The 14,816-nt window shown below is 66.0% G+C and carries 10 protein-coding genes; 2 read left to right on the forward strand and 8 right to left on the reverse strand.

Annotated features, from left to right (window positions below):
- Positions 1-5: 5 nt before the first annotated feature.
- From CYD53_RS13025 to CYD53_RS13060, 7 genes are all read right to left on the reverse strand, one after another.
- Positions 6-1,331, reverse strand: coding sequence for an aspartate aminotransferase family protein (locus tag CYD53_RS13025; protein ID WP_103718516.1), 1,326 nt, complete (start codon positions 1,329-1,331; stop codon positions 6-8).
- Positions 1,328-2,197, reverse strand: a complete 870-nt coding sequence (locus CYD53_RS13030) for a MurR/RpiR family transcriptional regulator (protein ID WP_103718517.1) — start codon at positions 2,195-2,197, stop codon at positions 1,328-1,330. The genes CYD53_RS13025 and CYD53_RS13030 overlap by 4 nt, the downstream gene beginning before the upstream one ends.
- 756 nt (positions 2,198-2,953) lie before the next feature.
- Positions 2,954-5,455: a methyl-accepting chemotaxis protein gene (locus CYD53_RS13040; RefSeq protein ID WP_103718519.1), complete on the reverse strand. Its 2,502-nt coding sequence runs from the start codon at positions 5,453-5,455 to the stop codon at positions 2,954-2,956.
- A 401-nt stretch (positions 5,456-5,856) separates the two neighbouring features.
- Positions 5,857-7,266 carry a MocR-like pyridoxine biosynthesis transcription factor PdxR gene (gene pdxR, locus CYD53_RS13045; RefSeq protein ID WP_103718520.1) on the reverse strand — a complete coding sequence of 470 codons (1,410 nt, stop codon included), beginning with the start codon at positions 7,264-7,266 and terminating at the stop codon, positions 5,857-5,859.
- A gap of 3 nt (positions 7,267-7,269) precedes the next feature.
- Complete coding sequence (locus CYD53_RS13050; RefSeq protein ID WP_103718521.1) at positions 7,270-8,010, reverse strand: NAD-dependent epimerase/dehydratase family protein; 741 nt, start codon at positions 8,008-8,010, stop codon at positions 7,270-7,272.
- Positions 8,011-8,118: 108 nt separating this feature from the next.
- Positions 8,119-8,739, reverse strand: coding sequence for an FMN-dependent NADH-azoreductase (locus tag CYD53_RS13055; RefSeq protein ID WP_103718522.1), 621 nt, complete (start codon positions 8,737-8,739; stop codon positions 8,119-8,121).
- Entirely contained in the window at positions 8,736-9,182 is a 447-nt protein-coding gene (locus CYD53_RS13060) for a GNAT family N-acetyltransferase (protein ID WP_210202337.1), read from the reverse strand. Before CYD53_RS13060 ends, CYD53_RS13055 begins: the two co-directional genes overlap by 4 nt.
- Before the next feature lie 365 nt (positions 9,183-9,547).
- On the opposite strand from CYD53_RS13060, the gene CYD53_RS13065 reads away from it, so the two are divergent.
- Positions 9,548-10,045, forward strand: a complete 498-nt coding sequence (locus CYD53_RS13065) for a carboxymuconolactone decarboxylase family protein (protein WP_103718524.1) — start codon at positions 9,548-9,550, stop codon at positions 10,043-10,045.
- Positions 10,046-10,402: 357 nt separating this feature from the next.
- On the opposite strand, the gene CYD53_RS13070 is transcribed toward CYD53_RS13065, so the two are convergent.
- Complete coding sequence (locus tag CYD53_RS13070; protein WP_103718525.1) at positions 10,403-13,294, reverse strand: phospholipase D-like domain-containing protein; 2,892 nt, start codon at positions 13,292-13,294, stop codon at positions 10,403-10,405.
- A gap of 828 nt (positions 13,295-14,122) precedes the next feature.
- Here CYD53_RS13070 and CYD53_RS29935 point away from each other — a divergent pair.
- Complete coding sequence (locus CYD53_RS29935; protein ID WP_146055913.1) at positions 14,123-14,710, forward strand: hypothetical protein; 588 nt, start codon at positions 14,123-14,125, stop codon at positions 14,708-14,710.
- The last annotated feature ends 106 nt before the right edge of the window (positions 14,711-14,816 follow it).

Consider the following 14,816-nt stretch of genomic DNA (forward strand, 5'->3'; position numbering starts at 1 on the left):
AACCTTCAGGAAGCAAGAGCCAGATCGACCGCTTCGCCGAGGATCTCGACGATTCGGTCGATCTCTTCGGCCGTGACGATGTAGGGCGGAGCGAGCAGCACATGGTCGCCGCGGACGCCGTCGACAGTGCCGCCGGAGGGGTAGCAGGCAAGGCCGAGATCGAAGGCGGCCTGCTTGACCCGCTCGTTGAGCCTGAGCGCCGGGTCGAAGGGTTCCTTGGCCGCGCGGTCGGACACGAGCTCGATCGCCTGGATCAGGCCGCGGCCGCGGATGTCGCCGACATGGGGATGGTTGCCGAAGCGAGCGTTGAGCCGCTGCGAGAGCCGCTCGCCCATCGCCTGGACCCGGTCGAGCAACCCTTCCGACGCGATGGTCCGCTGCACCGCGAGCGCCGCCGCGCAGGCGACCGGGTGGTTCATATAGGTGTGGCCGTGCCAGAGACGGCCGCTGCCGGCGCGGATCGCGGCGAAGATCGGCTCGCGCATCAGCACGGCGGCTATCGGCTGGTAGCCGCCTCCCAGCCCCTTGGCGATGGTCTGGAGGTCCGGACTCGCGCCGTCCTGCTCCCAGGCATGCGTCGTCCCGGTCCGGCCCATGCCGCACATCACCTCGTCGAGGATGAGCAGGGCGCCGTGTCGGTCGCAGAGGCGACGGGCCATGGCGAGATAGCCGGCTGGCGCGGGCATCGCACCCGCGGTCGCTCCGATCACCGTCTCGGCGACGAAGCCGGCGACGCTGGCGGGGCCGAGGCGCTGGAACTCGGCTTCGAGCTCGGCCTCCAGCACATCGACGAAATCGGCTTCGCTGGTTCCGGCCGGGCGGCGATAGGCGTTGGGCGCCGAGACATGGCTGAAGCTCTCGGGCAGCAGCGGCGCATAGGGTGCCCGGCGGCCCGCATTGCCGCCCGCCGCCAAGGCGCCGAGCGTATTGCCGTGGTAGCTCTGGCGCCGCGCGATGAAGTGCGTCCGGCCCGGCTGGCCGACCTCCAGAAAATACTGCCGCGCCAGCTTGAAGGCGCCCTCGCAGGCCTCGGAGCCCGAGGAGACGAAATAGGCATGGCTCAGCCCACCAGGTTCGTGGCCGACGAGACACTCCGCCAGCTCCTCCGCCGGCGCGCTGCTGAAGGCGCCGCTATGGACATAGGCGAGCTTGCCGACCTGTTCCCGGATCGCCGCGATGACCGCAGGATGGCCATGGCCCAGGCAGGAGACCGCTGCGCCGCCGGCGGCGTCGATGATCGCGCGCCCGTCGGCTGTGCGAATGAGGATGCCGCTGCTTTCGGCGGCGACTGGCGGCGGAAAGGCCGGTGAACGGTGCAGCAGTCGTGTCATCGCCGACGTGGCCCGGTTTCGAGATAGGGCGTATGGGCGGCGATGCGCGCCTCGGTGCGGCGCAACTGCTCGCGCCCCGCATCCCCCGCGCGGGAATAGAGCGTCGCGGCGAGCGCCTGCACCAGCGCGATGCAGCCCGTGAGCGAAGGAAAGAAGCCGCTCGAATCCGTGCCGAAGGTGAGCACCGCCGCGGCGCCCTCGGCCACCGGCGCGTCGGGGCGGTCGACGATAGCGACGACCTTCGCGCCGGCATCGGCCGCAGCCTCCGCGCAGAGCAGGCCATCGCGCGAATAGGGATCGAAGCCGAAGAGCACGAGCGCGTCGCCGGACTTGAGGCCGCCGAGCTCGACATCGAGCACGCCGCCGACGCCCCCTATCAGCGTGGTGTCCGGACGGAACAGCCGATACTGGTAATGAAACAGAAGCGCCGGGGCGTGGCAGCTGCGGAAGCCAGCGACGATAACGCGCGGCGCGGCCTCCAGCAGCGTCGCCGCCTGCTCGATACGGGCTGCGTCGAGATTGTCGAGGATGGCCCGATCGGCCGCGATCATCGCGCCTGCGAGCGGCTCGGGTCCTCCCTCCGGCAAGGGCCGGACCGAGAAGGGCCGCCGCGCACCGAGGTCGTCGCGCGCATCGGCGATCAAACCAGCGCGCAATTCCTCCCAACCGGGGAGGCCCAGAGACTGGGCCAGCCGGGTGAACGTCGCAGGTGGAAGGCCCGCGGCCCGCGCCAGCCCGCGCATCGGCATTGTCGCCGCCTCGAAGCTGCGCCCGATCACGAACCGCGCCGCATCGGCCTGCTGCGGCGGCAGGCGGCGCAGCGCGGCGGTGAGAAGGGCAACGGTGTCTTGAGTGATGGAACGCATGACTTCTCGTTCGAGGTTGAACGAAACGAATGTTTCATAGCAGAGCGTCCCGAGTCAATGGGGGCCGTCGGCCGCGAACGCGGTACGCCGAACCCGACCACGGGCCCGCCGATTGAGGCGCCGAGAGTTAAGCTGCCGACCCATGCAGGCGGACACGACCAGCGTCCGCTTCCTGCAGAGGGCTCAATCTCCGCTCCTGGCGCGTCTTTCCCGCTTTAAGTGAAGAGATGTGACTGCGTTTCCTGTTGCCAAGCGGCGCTATTTTTGGGCGCGCCGGGCAACTCATCTGCACACGCCCTGGAGCATCTCCGCGTTTCTCCGAATCGCGGCAATGCTCTAACTATTTGTTTTATCGCATTGTCTTCACGCGAACCGGTGCCCACTTCGCTCGAAAATGCTCTAGTCGCGGTGTATCGTCATCGCGCGACACGGCGTGATGACATGCCGGTTGCGGGTCGAATTCTACGCATTCGGGAAGACGTCCAGGGCGAGGAATTTGATCTCACCAGCAGTGACCCAGGTAACTGGCTTCCGGCCGATGCGCTCGACCAGGCGCGGACAATACTTCACCTCGCCGCCTCGCCTCTCGTCGCTGGCGGCGGCGGCGAACGTCTTCCCAGCTATGCGGCCTCCGAAGCTGCGGCGAGTCAGGGGACCAGGCCCGGATCGTCTGGACTGACTTTCAAAGAACGGGGCCTGGACCGTGTCCGGTCCAGGCCCCTGGATCTCGTCTTGCGTAGGACGGAGAGGCGTGGCTCAGAACTCTTCCCAGCCCGCGTCGCTGGCGCGGGAGTTGGCAACCTTCTTGGCGAGCGCCGCCGGTGCTGGGTGGGGCGCCGGGGCGGCGGCCCGAGGTGCCTGTGTCCGAGGCGCAGGGACTTTGGTCTTCCCAAAGGCAGCCTCCGCCAGATGGCGCAGGCGCGCGGGTTCCGAGACCGGCGCGCTGGTCAGCGCGGGCGCTGCGTAAGCGGCGTCCGGCCCGGTCTTGAACGCCGCGACGAGGTCGTTGAGCTGTCCGATGCGGGCGGAGAGGGATGCGGCGGATGCGGCGCTCTGTTCGGAGAGGGCTGCGTTCTGCTGGGTCATCTCGTCGAGATGGGCGACGGCCTGGCTCATCTCGTCGATGCCGTTGGCCTGTTCCCCCGAGGCCGACGAGATGTCGGCGATGGTCGCGGCGACCTTTTGCGAAGACACCAGGATCTGGCTGAGCTGGGCGCCGGCCTGGCGCACGAGCTTGACGCCCTCGCCGACCTCGGCATTGGACGAGGAGATCAGGGTCGAGATGTCCTTGGCGGCAGCGCCCGAGCGCTGCGCCAGCGTGCGCACCTCCGAGGCGACCACGGCAAAACCCTTGCCGGCATCGCCGGCACGCGCGGCTTCCACCGCCGCGTTCAGCGCCAGGAGGTTGGTCTGGAAGGCGATGTCGTCGATCACCCGGATGATGTCGGAGATCTTCTGCGAGGCGCTCTCGATGCGCGCCATGGCGTCGACGGCCTGGCCGGCGATCTCGCCGCCCGACTGCGCCGCCTGCATCGCATCGTTGGCGATGGCCGCTGCGTCCTTCGAGGCCTGGGCCGAGGCCTTGACGCTGGCTGCCAGCTCCTCGGTCGTGGCGGCGGTCTCCTCCAGGCTGGAGGCCTGCTCCTCGGTGCGCTTCGACAGGTCGTCGGCGCCCATGTTGATCTCGCGGGCGGCGAGGCCGACATCGGCCGAGGTCGCCTGGATCGTGCGCACCGTCGAGGACAGCCGGTCGACCGTGTCGTTGATCGCGCCCTTGAGCTCGGCGAACTTGCCGCGATAGGCCGAATCCACCCGCACCGTAAGGTCGCCGCCGGCGACCGCCGAAAGCGCCCTGGCGAACTCGCTGGTGGCCGAATCCACCACGGCGTTGATCTCGTTGATGCCGGCGACGAGCTTCTGCATCTGCTCGTCCGACTGGTCGATCTGCAGACGCGCCGAGAAATCACCGGCTGCCGCAGCCGCAACCACCTCGCCGACATCGGAGACCACCGCTTCCATCGACTGGGCGCGGGCGAGACGGGCTGCGGCCGCCGACTGTTCCTGTGCCTCCAGCGCTCGGACGCGCTGAATGTTGGCCTGGAAATCGCCCAGCGCATGACTGATCGCGTCGATCTCGACCATGTTGACCTTGGCCGGGATTCTGGCGTCGTCGGCGCCCGACAGCATCAGCCCGACTGAGTCAGCCAATTGCCCGAGCGGCCGAACCACGCCGCGATGGAACAACAGAACAATTCCGACCACGAGGCCGGTGACGACGAGGATCGCCAGGAGCGAGAGTGCCAGGCGCCAGCCTGCGCTCGACAGATCGGCATCGATCTCGACTTTCGCCTGCTCGAAGGCGGCGTCGCGCATCTGCAGGATGGTCGCCAGCGATTTCTGCGTCCAGCTGCGCCAGTCGGCGAGGGCGATCGCGACCGGCTTCCCGTCGCGGGCCGCCTCATACATCGTCCCATAGGTCTTGGATTCTTCGTCGCGGAAACCGGTCTTGACGATCTCGAGCGCAGTCTTGAGCTGCGGGGTGGTCTGCATCTGCGTCACGGCCTGGTCGATCAGCAGCCAGAGCTGCTCGATGCGGCCGCTCAAGCGATCGACTTGGGACACGGCAGCGGGCGTCAGTTTGATGCCGCTGCCGACATACTGCGTAAAATGGACCGACCGGCTGCCGGCTGCCTCACGCACCGTCGTCGCGAGTTCGCCCAGAGAAACCGTGTTGCTGACCTCTGGGTTGAGATCGCCAATGCGGGCTCCGAGCTGGCGCTGGAGCGCGGATTGCTGGTTCAGCAGTTCGAGGACGGTGCCGCTGAAGACCTGCGCCGCCTTTGGATCGCGCTGCTGCAGTGGCTTGGCCCCCTCCGCTGTGGCGAGCTTGCGTGCGTCGGCGAGGCGTTGGCCGATCTGGGACACGGGGCCCGCGAACTCCGGACGCTTGGCGTAGGCGGTGTCTGCGAAACTGGCTTGCATCTGCGTGATGCGGGCGTCGGTGGCGCGTGCCGCCTGGTTGGCCGATGCGGCGATCTTTCCGTCGGGGTCCGCGGCCAGGACCACCTGCGTGATCACGCCCCGTTCGATCGCCGCGCTCTCGATGACGCGGCTGACAGCCTCGGACGCGACGACGAGACTGCGTGTCTCGCGAGCCGTCGAGAGTGAGTGCATCTGCTGATAGGCGACATAGCCGCTGGCCAGGATCGCTGCGGCGCCGGCCGCGATGGTGCAGATCAGAAAATGCGTTACGCGCATGATGTCGGGTCCCCGCCGCGGCTGACCCGGCCATCTCGCGGGCCGCGATGGCGCGGCAGACCGACACGATTGCGGGAGCTACGGGCACATCCATAGCGAAGGCGGCGTTAACGCCACCTTTCGAGAGGCCGGTAAGGCGAATGTCTGCTGCCGGGTAACACCCCAATGTCAGCCAGTGGTGCAAGGGAGACGATGAGGGAGTCGTTCCTCCGCGCGCTCGGCGTCGCGCCTCAGGACTACAGGCAACGCTTCCATGCAGATACCGGAAGCCGGGTCTAGCAGGGCCGCCGCAAGTCGGCGCCATCCGTCGTGAAGTCATCCGTCGGCTTGCTGCGCGTCCTCCACCGGACGGAAAAGGCGATCCCCGCCGGATGACGATGGATCGGGATGCGGCGCGCGTCTCAGATCATCCCGAGCAAGCGGCGGCAGTCCTGGTCGATCTTGCGTTCGTGCACGTTGGCAACGGCGAGAAGCAGACCCGACTGGGAGCGTGAAGCGGCGGCGAACCAAGGCGACAGCGGAGTAGGCCCCAGGTCGGCGGCTCGCGCATCGAGCGCAAGGCGCTGGTCGTCGTACCCGGTGGGCAACGGCAGGAGAACTGACAATCCGGCAGGCCTCGCGGCGCTCGCCCCGAGCCTCTCCAAGGTCTCAAGCAGACAGCGCCTCCTCTGCCCGTAGAGGCGCCGCATCCTCCGCAGATGACGCAGATAATGCCCGTCACGCAGGAAGGCCGTCAATGCGAGCTGCAAGGCGGCGTTGGGAGGGGCGCTCAGCCAGGTGGCGACCTCGATCAGCCGGCGCGCGAGAGGAAGTGGCGCGATGACGAAGCCTATTCCGACCATCGGTGCGATCGTCTTGCTGAAGGTGCCGATATGGACGACGCGATCGGCGCCGGGCCCAGAGGCCAGGGCGCTCGGAGACCGGCCGGACAGGTGCAGCTCGGCGAGGTAGTCATCTTCGATGATCCATGCGCCGCGGGCACTGGCCCATCGGAGCAACTGCTCCCTGCGATGCTCTGCAAGAGCGACGCCGCTCGGGGCCTGCTGGCCGGGCGTGACGACGGCGAGCGCGGCCCGCGGCCCCAATTCGCAACCGCGCTCGACGACGAGGCCGTCGCTGTCCACGGGCACGGCGACCGGGTGCACCCCCGACAGCTCGAGCGCATATCGGGTCGCCGGATAGCCGGGATCCTCGACCCAGGCCTGCCTTCCCACGGCGTCGATGGCGCGCAGCGCGATCCCGAGCCCGCCGCGGAACCCCGTGGTCACGATCACCTGCTCGGGAGAGCATTCGATTCCTCGCGCGAGGGCGACGTGCGATGCGATCGCGGAGCGCAGCTCGGAAAGCCCGCGAGGGTCGCTGTAGCCGGTTCGCAGCGACGTCGACTGCACCCATTGGCGGTAAAGGCGCGCCCATAGCGTGGCGGGAAAGGCGTCGTGCGCCGGAACGCCCATCTGAAAGACCAATGGTTGCGGCGGGCGGTAATGGAAGTCTTCCGGAAACAGCGCTTCGGCTTCCGGCCCGAGCGACGTCACCGCGGGCGGAAGATGACCGGCGACCCGGGTTCCCGCGGACCCGGCCGCGACGAGCAGTCCGCGATCGATCAGCTTTTCATAGGCAGCCCTCACCGTGCCGCGAGCGACGCCGAGCTGCGCCGCGAGGTCGCGCCAGGAAGGCACGCGCGCGCCCGATCGCAGCGCCCCTTCCGCGATCGCCACCTCGACATGGCGCGCGATCTGATCGACGAGCGTCGACGGACCGACGCGATCCAGCGTCAGCTGCGTCGTCTTCCAAAGGGCGTCGCTCTCCATGCGCTATGTCTGCCCGGCGAGGCGGAAGTCGGGATTCCAACCCAATTCGCCGAGAGCCTTGTCTATCACAAGCGCGCCGCCCGGCTCCGCAATGTTGTAGACTCCGGACCTGCCGCGATCCACAGCGAGGAATGCGGCATATGCGGCGGCCTCGACATGCAGTGGCGCCGTGCCGCTCGGCTCGGCCGACCAGGTGCCGGGCCCGTAAAGCTGGCCATAGCGGAGCACCAGGCCCTCGAACGCGTCCTGATCGAGTACGGCGCTTTCCAGCGGGATGACGCCTCCGGTCACGGAAATGGCCCGCGTGCCCGTGGCGGCGACGTCCAGCGGATCGGTCTCAAGGAACGGAGGCGTCTGGGGAGCGTAGGCCCAGCCGATGCTCTGGGCGACGAACCGCCTGACCCCTGAAATGCGCGCCGCCCGCACGAGATTGGCGGTCCCTTCCCGGCGGATGCGCGCGTTGCGCCGGACGCCCTCTTCGCGCACGCCGGCACCTGCGCCGGTCGAGAGGTCGGTGAGTTGATGGACGAGAACATCCGGCGCGGCCGCCGCGACAGCCTTCTCCAGCGCGACCTCGTCGAACGCGTCGGCGATCGCGGCAGAAGCGCCCAACGCCTCCAGCTCCGCAGCACGCTCCGGCGTCCTCGTCATGCCCACGACCGTGTGACCGGCATCCCGCAGCAGACGCAGGAGAGATCGCCCGATCACTCCGGTGGCACCGGCCACGAACACTGTCAGCGCCATCGCTTCACTCCATAGGATTTGGCGGCCGTGCACTGAATCACCCGCCGCTTGCACAAATCATGAGGCGCGCCGGCTGAAGGCAGGCGCGCCTGTCGCTTGCAACCCGGCTCACCGCAACCTGTCGATGACGCTGAGGTCGATGGCCGCCAGCGCAGCTTCCCGTGCCGAACTGGTCTGGTCGTGATCGAGAAAGGCCGTCGCCTGCACGGGAAGGAATTGCAGCGTCGTCAGGCCGACGCAGCCCAGGGCGGCCGACAGGTAAGGGGTCAGGAAATCGGGTTGGTTCGCCTTGTCGCCGGTGAAGACGCCGCCGGACGCGATCCCCACGAAGACAGGCCGGTCACGCAGCATTCCCACCTTGCCGGCCGGAGTCGGCATGATGGTTCGGCCGACGCGCAGCAGCTGATCGATCCACGCCTTCAGCACCGAGGGCACGGTGAAATTGTTCATGGGTGTACCGATGACGATCACGTCAGCGGCCTCGACTTCCCGGATCACGGTTTCGGACAAGTCCAGCGCGCCGCTCGCCCCTGCCGCTGCCATGGCGGCTGCGGACGACAGGGCGACGGCATAATCCGAGGCAGGGTGCGGCAACGGCTCGGCTCCAAGGTCGCGCCGATGGACGCTGGCACGCGGCAGATGCGTCAGGAGCGTTTCGACGATCGCGGCCGAGAGCTGGCGGCTCTGCGAGGTCGCGCGCGGGCTGCAGTCGATGTGAAGGATCTTCATGCCGGCTGCCTCAGCGGCTTGATGAATCCGACGATGGCGTCCACCAGCCCTTCCTGCTTGTAGAAGCGCCGCGCGTTCTCGTTCGTCGCCGCGGTATCGAGGACAAGGCGCCCGCAATATTCGTCGACGCCGATCGCGGACAGCTCCGCCAGCAGCGCCGCGGCGAGCCCCTTGCGCCGTTCGCCTTCCGCCGTCACGAGGTCGTCGACATAGAGGAAATGGCCGTGGATCAGATTCTCCATGACCCGATACCCGGCCAGCGCCACCACCCTGCTTCCCTGCCAGGCGGCCAGGACGCGGTAGCCGTCGGTGGCCATCTCGGAAGCGCGCTCGACCCACTCCTCGACCCCTTTGAGCCGCGGGCGCAGTCCGAATATCACGGGAAAGCATGCCGTCAATTCGGCAGGGCCGTGCGCATGGCGCAGGACGATCCCGTTCGGCAAGGCGACCGAGGCATCGATTGGATCTGACATTGGCTCCTCACGGACTTGGCTGGGTCAGGGCTTGGCTGGGTCAGGGCTTGGCTGGGTCAGGAGGAATTAACGTCGCGATGGCCGCGCGATCAGTACCAGGAACTTCGAATTCGAATGGACCAAGACACCGGTCGCCGTCGCTTCATGGTCCATCGCGACCGCGCGATCCTGGTTCTGTCGATCAGGCCGAACCGCCTTCATATTCGGCCGGCAGCTGAACGGCGCTTCCTTGACCTGACAATGCCGTCCACAGGCCCAACCCGTACCGAGCCGCCGGATTTCCCTCATGTCTTCCGGCGACCGTGACATCCCCTTTGCGGATCCAGGAGCACTTCGTGAGCATTCGAATTGACTACGAAAAGGTGGCGCCCGCCGGCTACAGGGCGCTCGGCGGCGTCTATGCATACGTCAAGCAGGCCGGACTCGGCGGCGTGCTCGTCGAACTCGTCTTTCTGCGCATTTCGCAAATTAACGGCTGTGCCTATTGCCTCGATCTCCACACGCGCGATCTCGTCGGCAACGGCGTCGCGCCGGAGAAGCTGGCGCTTGTGCAGGTTTGGCGGGAAGCGGGCCTCGTCTTCGACGACCGAGAACGCGCCGCGTTGCGCTGGGCTGAGACCGTCACCCGCGTCGCCGAGACCGCCATTCCGGACCACGAATTCGAAGCCGTCTCCGCCGTGTTCGGCGAGAAGGAGATCGTCGACCTGACCATTGCGATCGGCTTGATGAACACCTTCAACCGTATTGCGATCGGCTTTCGTCGTCCCCCGTCGATTGCAGAGGGTCGGTCGAATCGAGCCGTCGCGCGGGCAACGATGCCGCGCGTTGGTTAGCCTCGTCATCAATGCCTAGCCTGGAGGGTGGATCGCAGCGCGGCTCGTCGCGAGATCAGCGCCTATCCAACTACCGTGCTTGCTAATGTCCGCAGCGAGTCCGTTCGGGCTCTGCTGCGGTCGCGCAGCGGACGTCCGCTTCCGGGCGTTGCCCCAAGGTGCGCTCCTGGCGCGAAGCAATCCACGTCACCATACGGCAACCACGGATTTTCGAGGCATCACGGAAAGGCGGCGTTCGCCCACAGCCCCAAACGCAAAAAGCGCCGGAAAATCCGGCGCCTTTGGCAGCCTTCAGTACTAAGATGTCCTGGAGCGGGAGAAGGGATTCGAACCCTCGCGCCAAGCAGGCTGGGTTCGTCACCGTGCTTCCAGCCACGCCTTCCAATCGAACGGCTCGAACCCCTCGGGAGCTTCCCCCGCCGCGCGCGCGATTTCGCCGCCTCGCCAACTCGCCGCGGTGGGCGACGTGGCGACATGCTCCCAATCGTGCTCGAACAACGCCGAGAAGTAAGCGGCGAGGCCGACGTCGTCGAACAGCAGGCTGGCGTCGCGGTTCGTGGTCGCCCCCATGTTGGTCAGGTTGTGGCTGCCGAGCAGGACATGCCGGCCGTCGATCACCATTCCCTTCGTGTGGCAACCCGGCTGGATCTTTATGCGCTTCGCGTCGAGGCCGAAGTCCTTCAACGCCTCGAACATCTCGCGGCTGCCTGCCTTGTCGCGATCTTGTATCCGAAAGATCAGTCGCACGTCGAACCCGCGCTTCTGCTTGGCCAGGATCGTCTCCCATAGCTCGCGATAGCGCGGGTCGGCCTTCTCCGTGGGAGTGGCCAGGCTTTGGTTCTGGATGAGCAACGCGCTCGACACGCCGCGCACCGCATCGAGCACGACATCGATGTAATTGTCCGGAGTCAGGATCGGCCGGACGCTGAACTCGCGGCGCTCGTCGAAGGGTGCGAAATACCGGACCGGTTCGCGGGCCTCCTCCGCCGGCGGCAGCGGGCGGGACTCGACGTACAGTTCAGGCAAGCCGAGCTCTTCGGGCCGCGTGTCGCGGTTCGCCTCGAAGTCGCCGAGGATGGCGGTGCGGTAAGTCTTTGCCAGGCCGGGGTGCTCGATCACGGCGTGCCATTCCCTATTCGTCTTGCGCAGCATCGTGCGCAACGCGTCCTCGTCGCCCGCCGGATCGCGCGTCGGCTGCCCGGAGTCCTTCCAGTTTCCGCTCGAAAGCCAGAGCGCCTCGCCGTCGCGGACGAGCACCTTGATATGATAGTCGTGGTTCACCCAGCCGTTGACCGAGCCGAGCTTTACCCAAGCCGTTTCCAGCTTCGTGTCGATGGTCTCGCGCATCTTGCGAACCATCGCCTCGCTGTCGGGCGTCAAAGGATTGTTTCCGGCGCTCCCTCGCGTAGAATCTAGGACCAAGGTGAGCTTCTTGAAGCCAGGTTTGGAAGCGGCCGTGACGAGGGCGTCCCGGATGTGGGAGGCCGTGAATTCGTACATCGCACCGACAAGCTGTTCGCGAGCGTCGGCGATGAAGGCGCTCAGCACGGGCCAACCCGCATCCGGGCTGACATGCGCGACGACGCGCATGGTGCCGCGCACAGGCTTCAGCGACAGTCCCTCGGGCGGATGGTACTTTATCTCCTCCGGGGAGACGCTCCCGGGAAGCAAGCTCTCCGTACGCTGGGGGCCGAGCTCCATGCGCAGAACATCCTCGACGGACGGTCCCATCACGTCGACCGGGTAGCCTTCGAAGGTCCTCGGCAGTTCGGTGATGGCGGCTCGGGCGAGTTCGGCCGGCGACCGCTTGCGCTTCACGACGACGACCAGCGCGCGCTTGTCCGTCACGCCGTTCTCGTCGAACTGCCACCCTGCCCTTATCCTCAAGATGTCGTCACGGCCGGCCGCGAGCACCTCGTTGGCGCGGCGCAACACGGTCGCCAAGTCCGGCGCCGGAGCCGGTGCCGGGGTGGGGGCTGGGGCAACGGCGGGAAGCTCAGATACGACGGGCGCGGTGCTCGACGAAGTCACTCCAGGCAAATTCCCAAGGGAGACGGAGATGCGCAGCGGGATGTTCCACGTCGCGACGCCATCGACGATTTCGGGTCCATCGCTCGCGCCTTGCGGCTTCGGATGGGCGAGCGCGCCGGGTGTCGCCGCGACGCCTTGGGACAGGTGCGCGCCCTCCGCTTTCATCCGTTCGGTGACTGCGGGAACGCCGGGCGCGAAAACCGCTTCTAGGAGTTCACGGCCGCGAAGGGATGACGGCTGCTCGCGCCAGCGCGCGAGGAGTGCGGGAATTCGTACGCCTTCGTTGGACAGCCACTTGATACGGTCCTCACCTATGCTTTCGCGCCAGACCGTGTTATCGACGGCGAGGATTTGACCGGCCGCGTTCGTAGCCCAAACGCCGGCGCGATGCAGCGCCACGACTTGCCATTGATCGTTGAACACCGGCGCCCCCGAGGAGCCGGGTGCGGTATCCGTTCGGTAGTGGAGGAAGTTCGCTGGTTTCTCGAGCACCTCGTTTTGCCGGAATGCCAACTGCTTGGGCTGGCCGGAGGGATGCTGAATGATGTTGGCGAACTGACCTTTGACGATCAGGTCGACGTCGTCGTCGACGAGTTTGTTAAAACCGTATGCGTCGAGCGACTGGCCTGCCGTGCCGGTCTGCTCGACCGCCACTAGGGCGAAATCGAGGTCCTGCTGCGAGAGGAAGAACTGGTCCGGGCGCAGCCTGAAGATGGACCCATCGCGAGCCGCGCCGTCGCCCAGCCGGGTCTCGTAGCCGAATTCCGCGGTGGCGATCGCGGCCACCGTTTCCGTCTTTAGGACATGCCAGTTGGTCAGCAGCAATCGGGGGGACACGAGAAAGCCGGTGCCGTAGCCGAGCAGCGAGCCGGTGGTCCCGTTCACGCGAATTCGGGCGACCGTCCTCGCCACCGCGAGCGCTGCCTCGAGGAAGACGACTTCCAGCAGGTCGCTCGTCCCCAGGACGCGCTCAGCACGTCGATCCACTGGCAGTCCCAAGCCCTCGATCAAGAGGCTTTCGGTGGGCGGGATTGTCCTGAACGCGGTACCGTCAGGCGACGGAGCGAGCGCACGGCGCTTCCAGAACTCGACCGTGGCATCGGCCGGCCTCGCAGCGGTATTGCCTATGGAGGCCAGATCGCGAGCGTCGCGGACGTCCCCTCCATAGGATTTCCAACGCTTCTTCACCTCCTCGACGATCGATGGATCCAACAGCATCGGTGCTCCCCCCGAACCACGCGCCTCGGCCACTTCGATTTTTCCCGAGGTTTTCGCGGATTGATTTTGGGCGGACAACGTGACGAGTCAATAACATCAGCTACACCGGAGGCTCTGAAGACTGAATTGGCTCCCGGCTTAATTGCCTAATATGGCGATGACGCTACGAACGCCGACGCTTGCGATGCGCTCAGATCTGGTAGTGGTGTCCCGCATAGCGACGAAAACATGGAGACTTCGTACCGGACCAGGCACCGCCAGAGCCAGATCGAATCCTTAGAAACCCCGATGCTCCTTGACCAGGGCTGACGCCTGGTCAACCTTAGGTTGCTGGCCTGGTAGCTAGCCTCCGGGGGGGCACGTGATGGCGGTCAAGTATAGCGCGCGCCAGATCCGCGCGATGTTCGCAAAGATTCAGAAACGCGATCTCCCATTCGCGGCCGAACGCGTTTCGGCCGACGCAGCCGCCAACGAGAGGGGCGCTTGCACGGTTACTCGACCAGGTCGCAATCCCAAGGCGATCTGCTGCCAGGCGACTCGCCAGCAGTGTGATGATCTGGACACTCAGTTGTCGATTGAGGGAGCAGGCCACGCCCATTTTCAGGTAGGCAGGCCATGCGTGTCGTAACTCCTCGGACTGAGCCGAAGAGTCCAGCACTTGTGTGCTTGCTACTTGCATCGCTGGCCGGCGGCTGCAGTGTCCCGGCGTTCGACATCCCGGAAAAGGAAGGTGGTCCGACGGTAAACTCGATAACAAGCCGCGTGACTTGCGAGTTGGTGGACCTTGTGCGCGAGGGGGGACCGTATGGGGGCTATAGGACAGTATTGTTGACGGGTAACTACGAGGTGGCGGCTTCCCTCTCGCTTCAGGTTACCGACTCGGGACAGCTGACGCCAAGCTTGAGTTTCCCCTATCCGCCACTTTTCGAGTTAGGTTTCGGAGCGAGGCTTGGTCGATCGCGCGAACAAAATTACACTCAGAATCTGTATTTCTCGATGGCTAATCTAGCAAGACGTGTAGACAAATTTCCAGAGTATGGGCGCTGCCCCGAAGCAGATACTAATCTCGCTGGTGATCTTGGAATAAGGAACACCGTATTCCTCGCCATGACCGCCGGCGGTCGCAAAGTAGAGGGAGCGAAGCTGGATAGCGGCGGGGAATTCGGTGGTCACGTAAACTTTGTCGTGACGCGCAATGTGAATGCGCTCGGACCGACCTGGACGCTTACTCATTTCAAAGGGCCGGGAGGCTTAGGCGAGGCTTCGCGCATCAATTCGGATAAAATTACATTCGCATTCGCCTCTGGCCCGCCTGCGCCGAGCGCAAATGCAGCCATCCCGGCTGCGACGGCTCCGGGCCTATCCAAACAGTTCCTCAATCAGCTTCTGATAAATCAGATCAACTCTATCCGATAGAGATCGGAGCGGCGGCTGGCGTCTTGGCTAGTGCCTCATGGCGTTCACCGGACTTGGCGACGCCGTGGGAGCCCATCCGCGCTCGCCCCCAACCAAGGCAAACCTG

This window comes from Allobosea psychrotolerans (genome assembly GCF_002917105.1).
Classification (GTDB): domain Bacteria; phylum Pseudomonadota; class Alphaproteobacteria; order Rhizobiales; family Beijerinckiaceae; genus Allobosea; species Allobosea psychrotolerans.

Bases quoted from the DNA above. Each gene is read 5' to 3' on its own strand.
- CYD53_RS13025 (WP_103718516.1), bottom strand. From the start codon at position 1,331: ATGACACGACTGCTGCACCGTTCACCGGCCTTTCCGCCGCCAGTCGCC.
- CYD53_RS13030 (WP_103718517.1), bottom strand. From the start codon at position 2,197: ATGCGTTCCATCACTCAAGACACCGTTGCCCTTCTCACCGCCGCGCTG.
- CYD53_RS13040 (WP_103718519.1), bottom strand. From the start codon at position 5,455: ATGCGCGTAACGCATTTTCTGATCTGCACCATCGCGGCCGGCGCCGCA.
- pdxR (WP_103718520.1), bottom strand. From the start codon at position 7,266: ATGGAGAGCGACGCCCTTTGGAAGACGACGCAGCTGACGCTGGATCGC.
- CYD53_RS13050 (WP_103718521.1), bottom strand. From the start codon at position 8,010: ATGGCGCTGACAGTGTTCGTGGCCGGTGCCACCGGAGTGATCGGGCGA.
- CYD53_RS13055 (WP_103718522.1), bottom strand. From the start codon at position 8,739: ATGAAGATCCTTCACATCGACTGCAGCCCGCGCGCGACCTCGCAGAGC.
- CYD53_RS13070 (WP_103718525.1), bottom strand. From the start codon at position 13,294: ATGCTGTTGGATCCATCGATCGTCGAGGAGGTGAAGAAGCGTTGGAAA.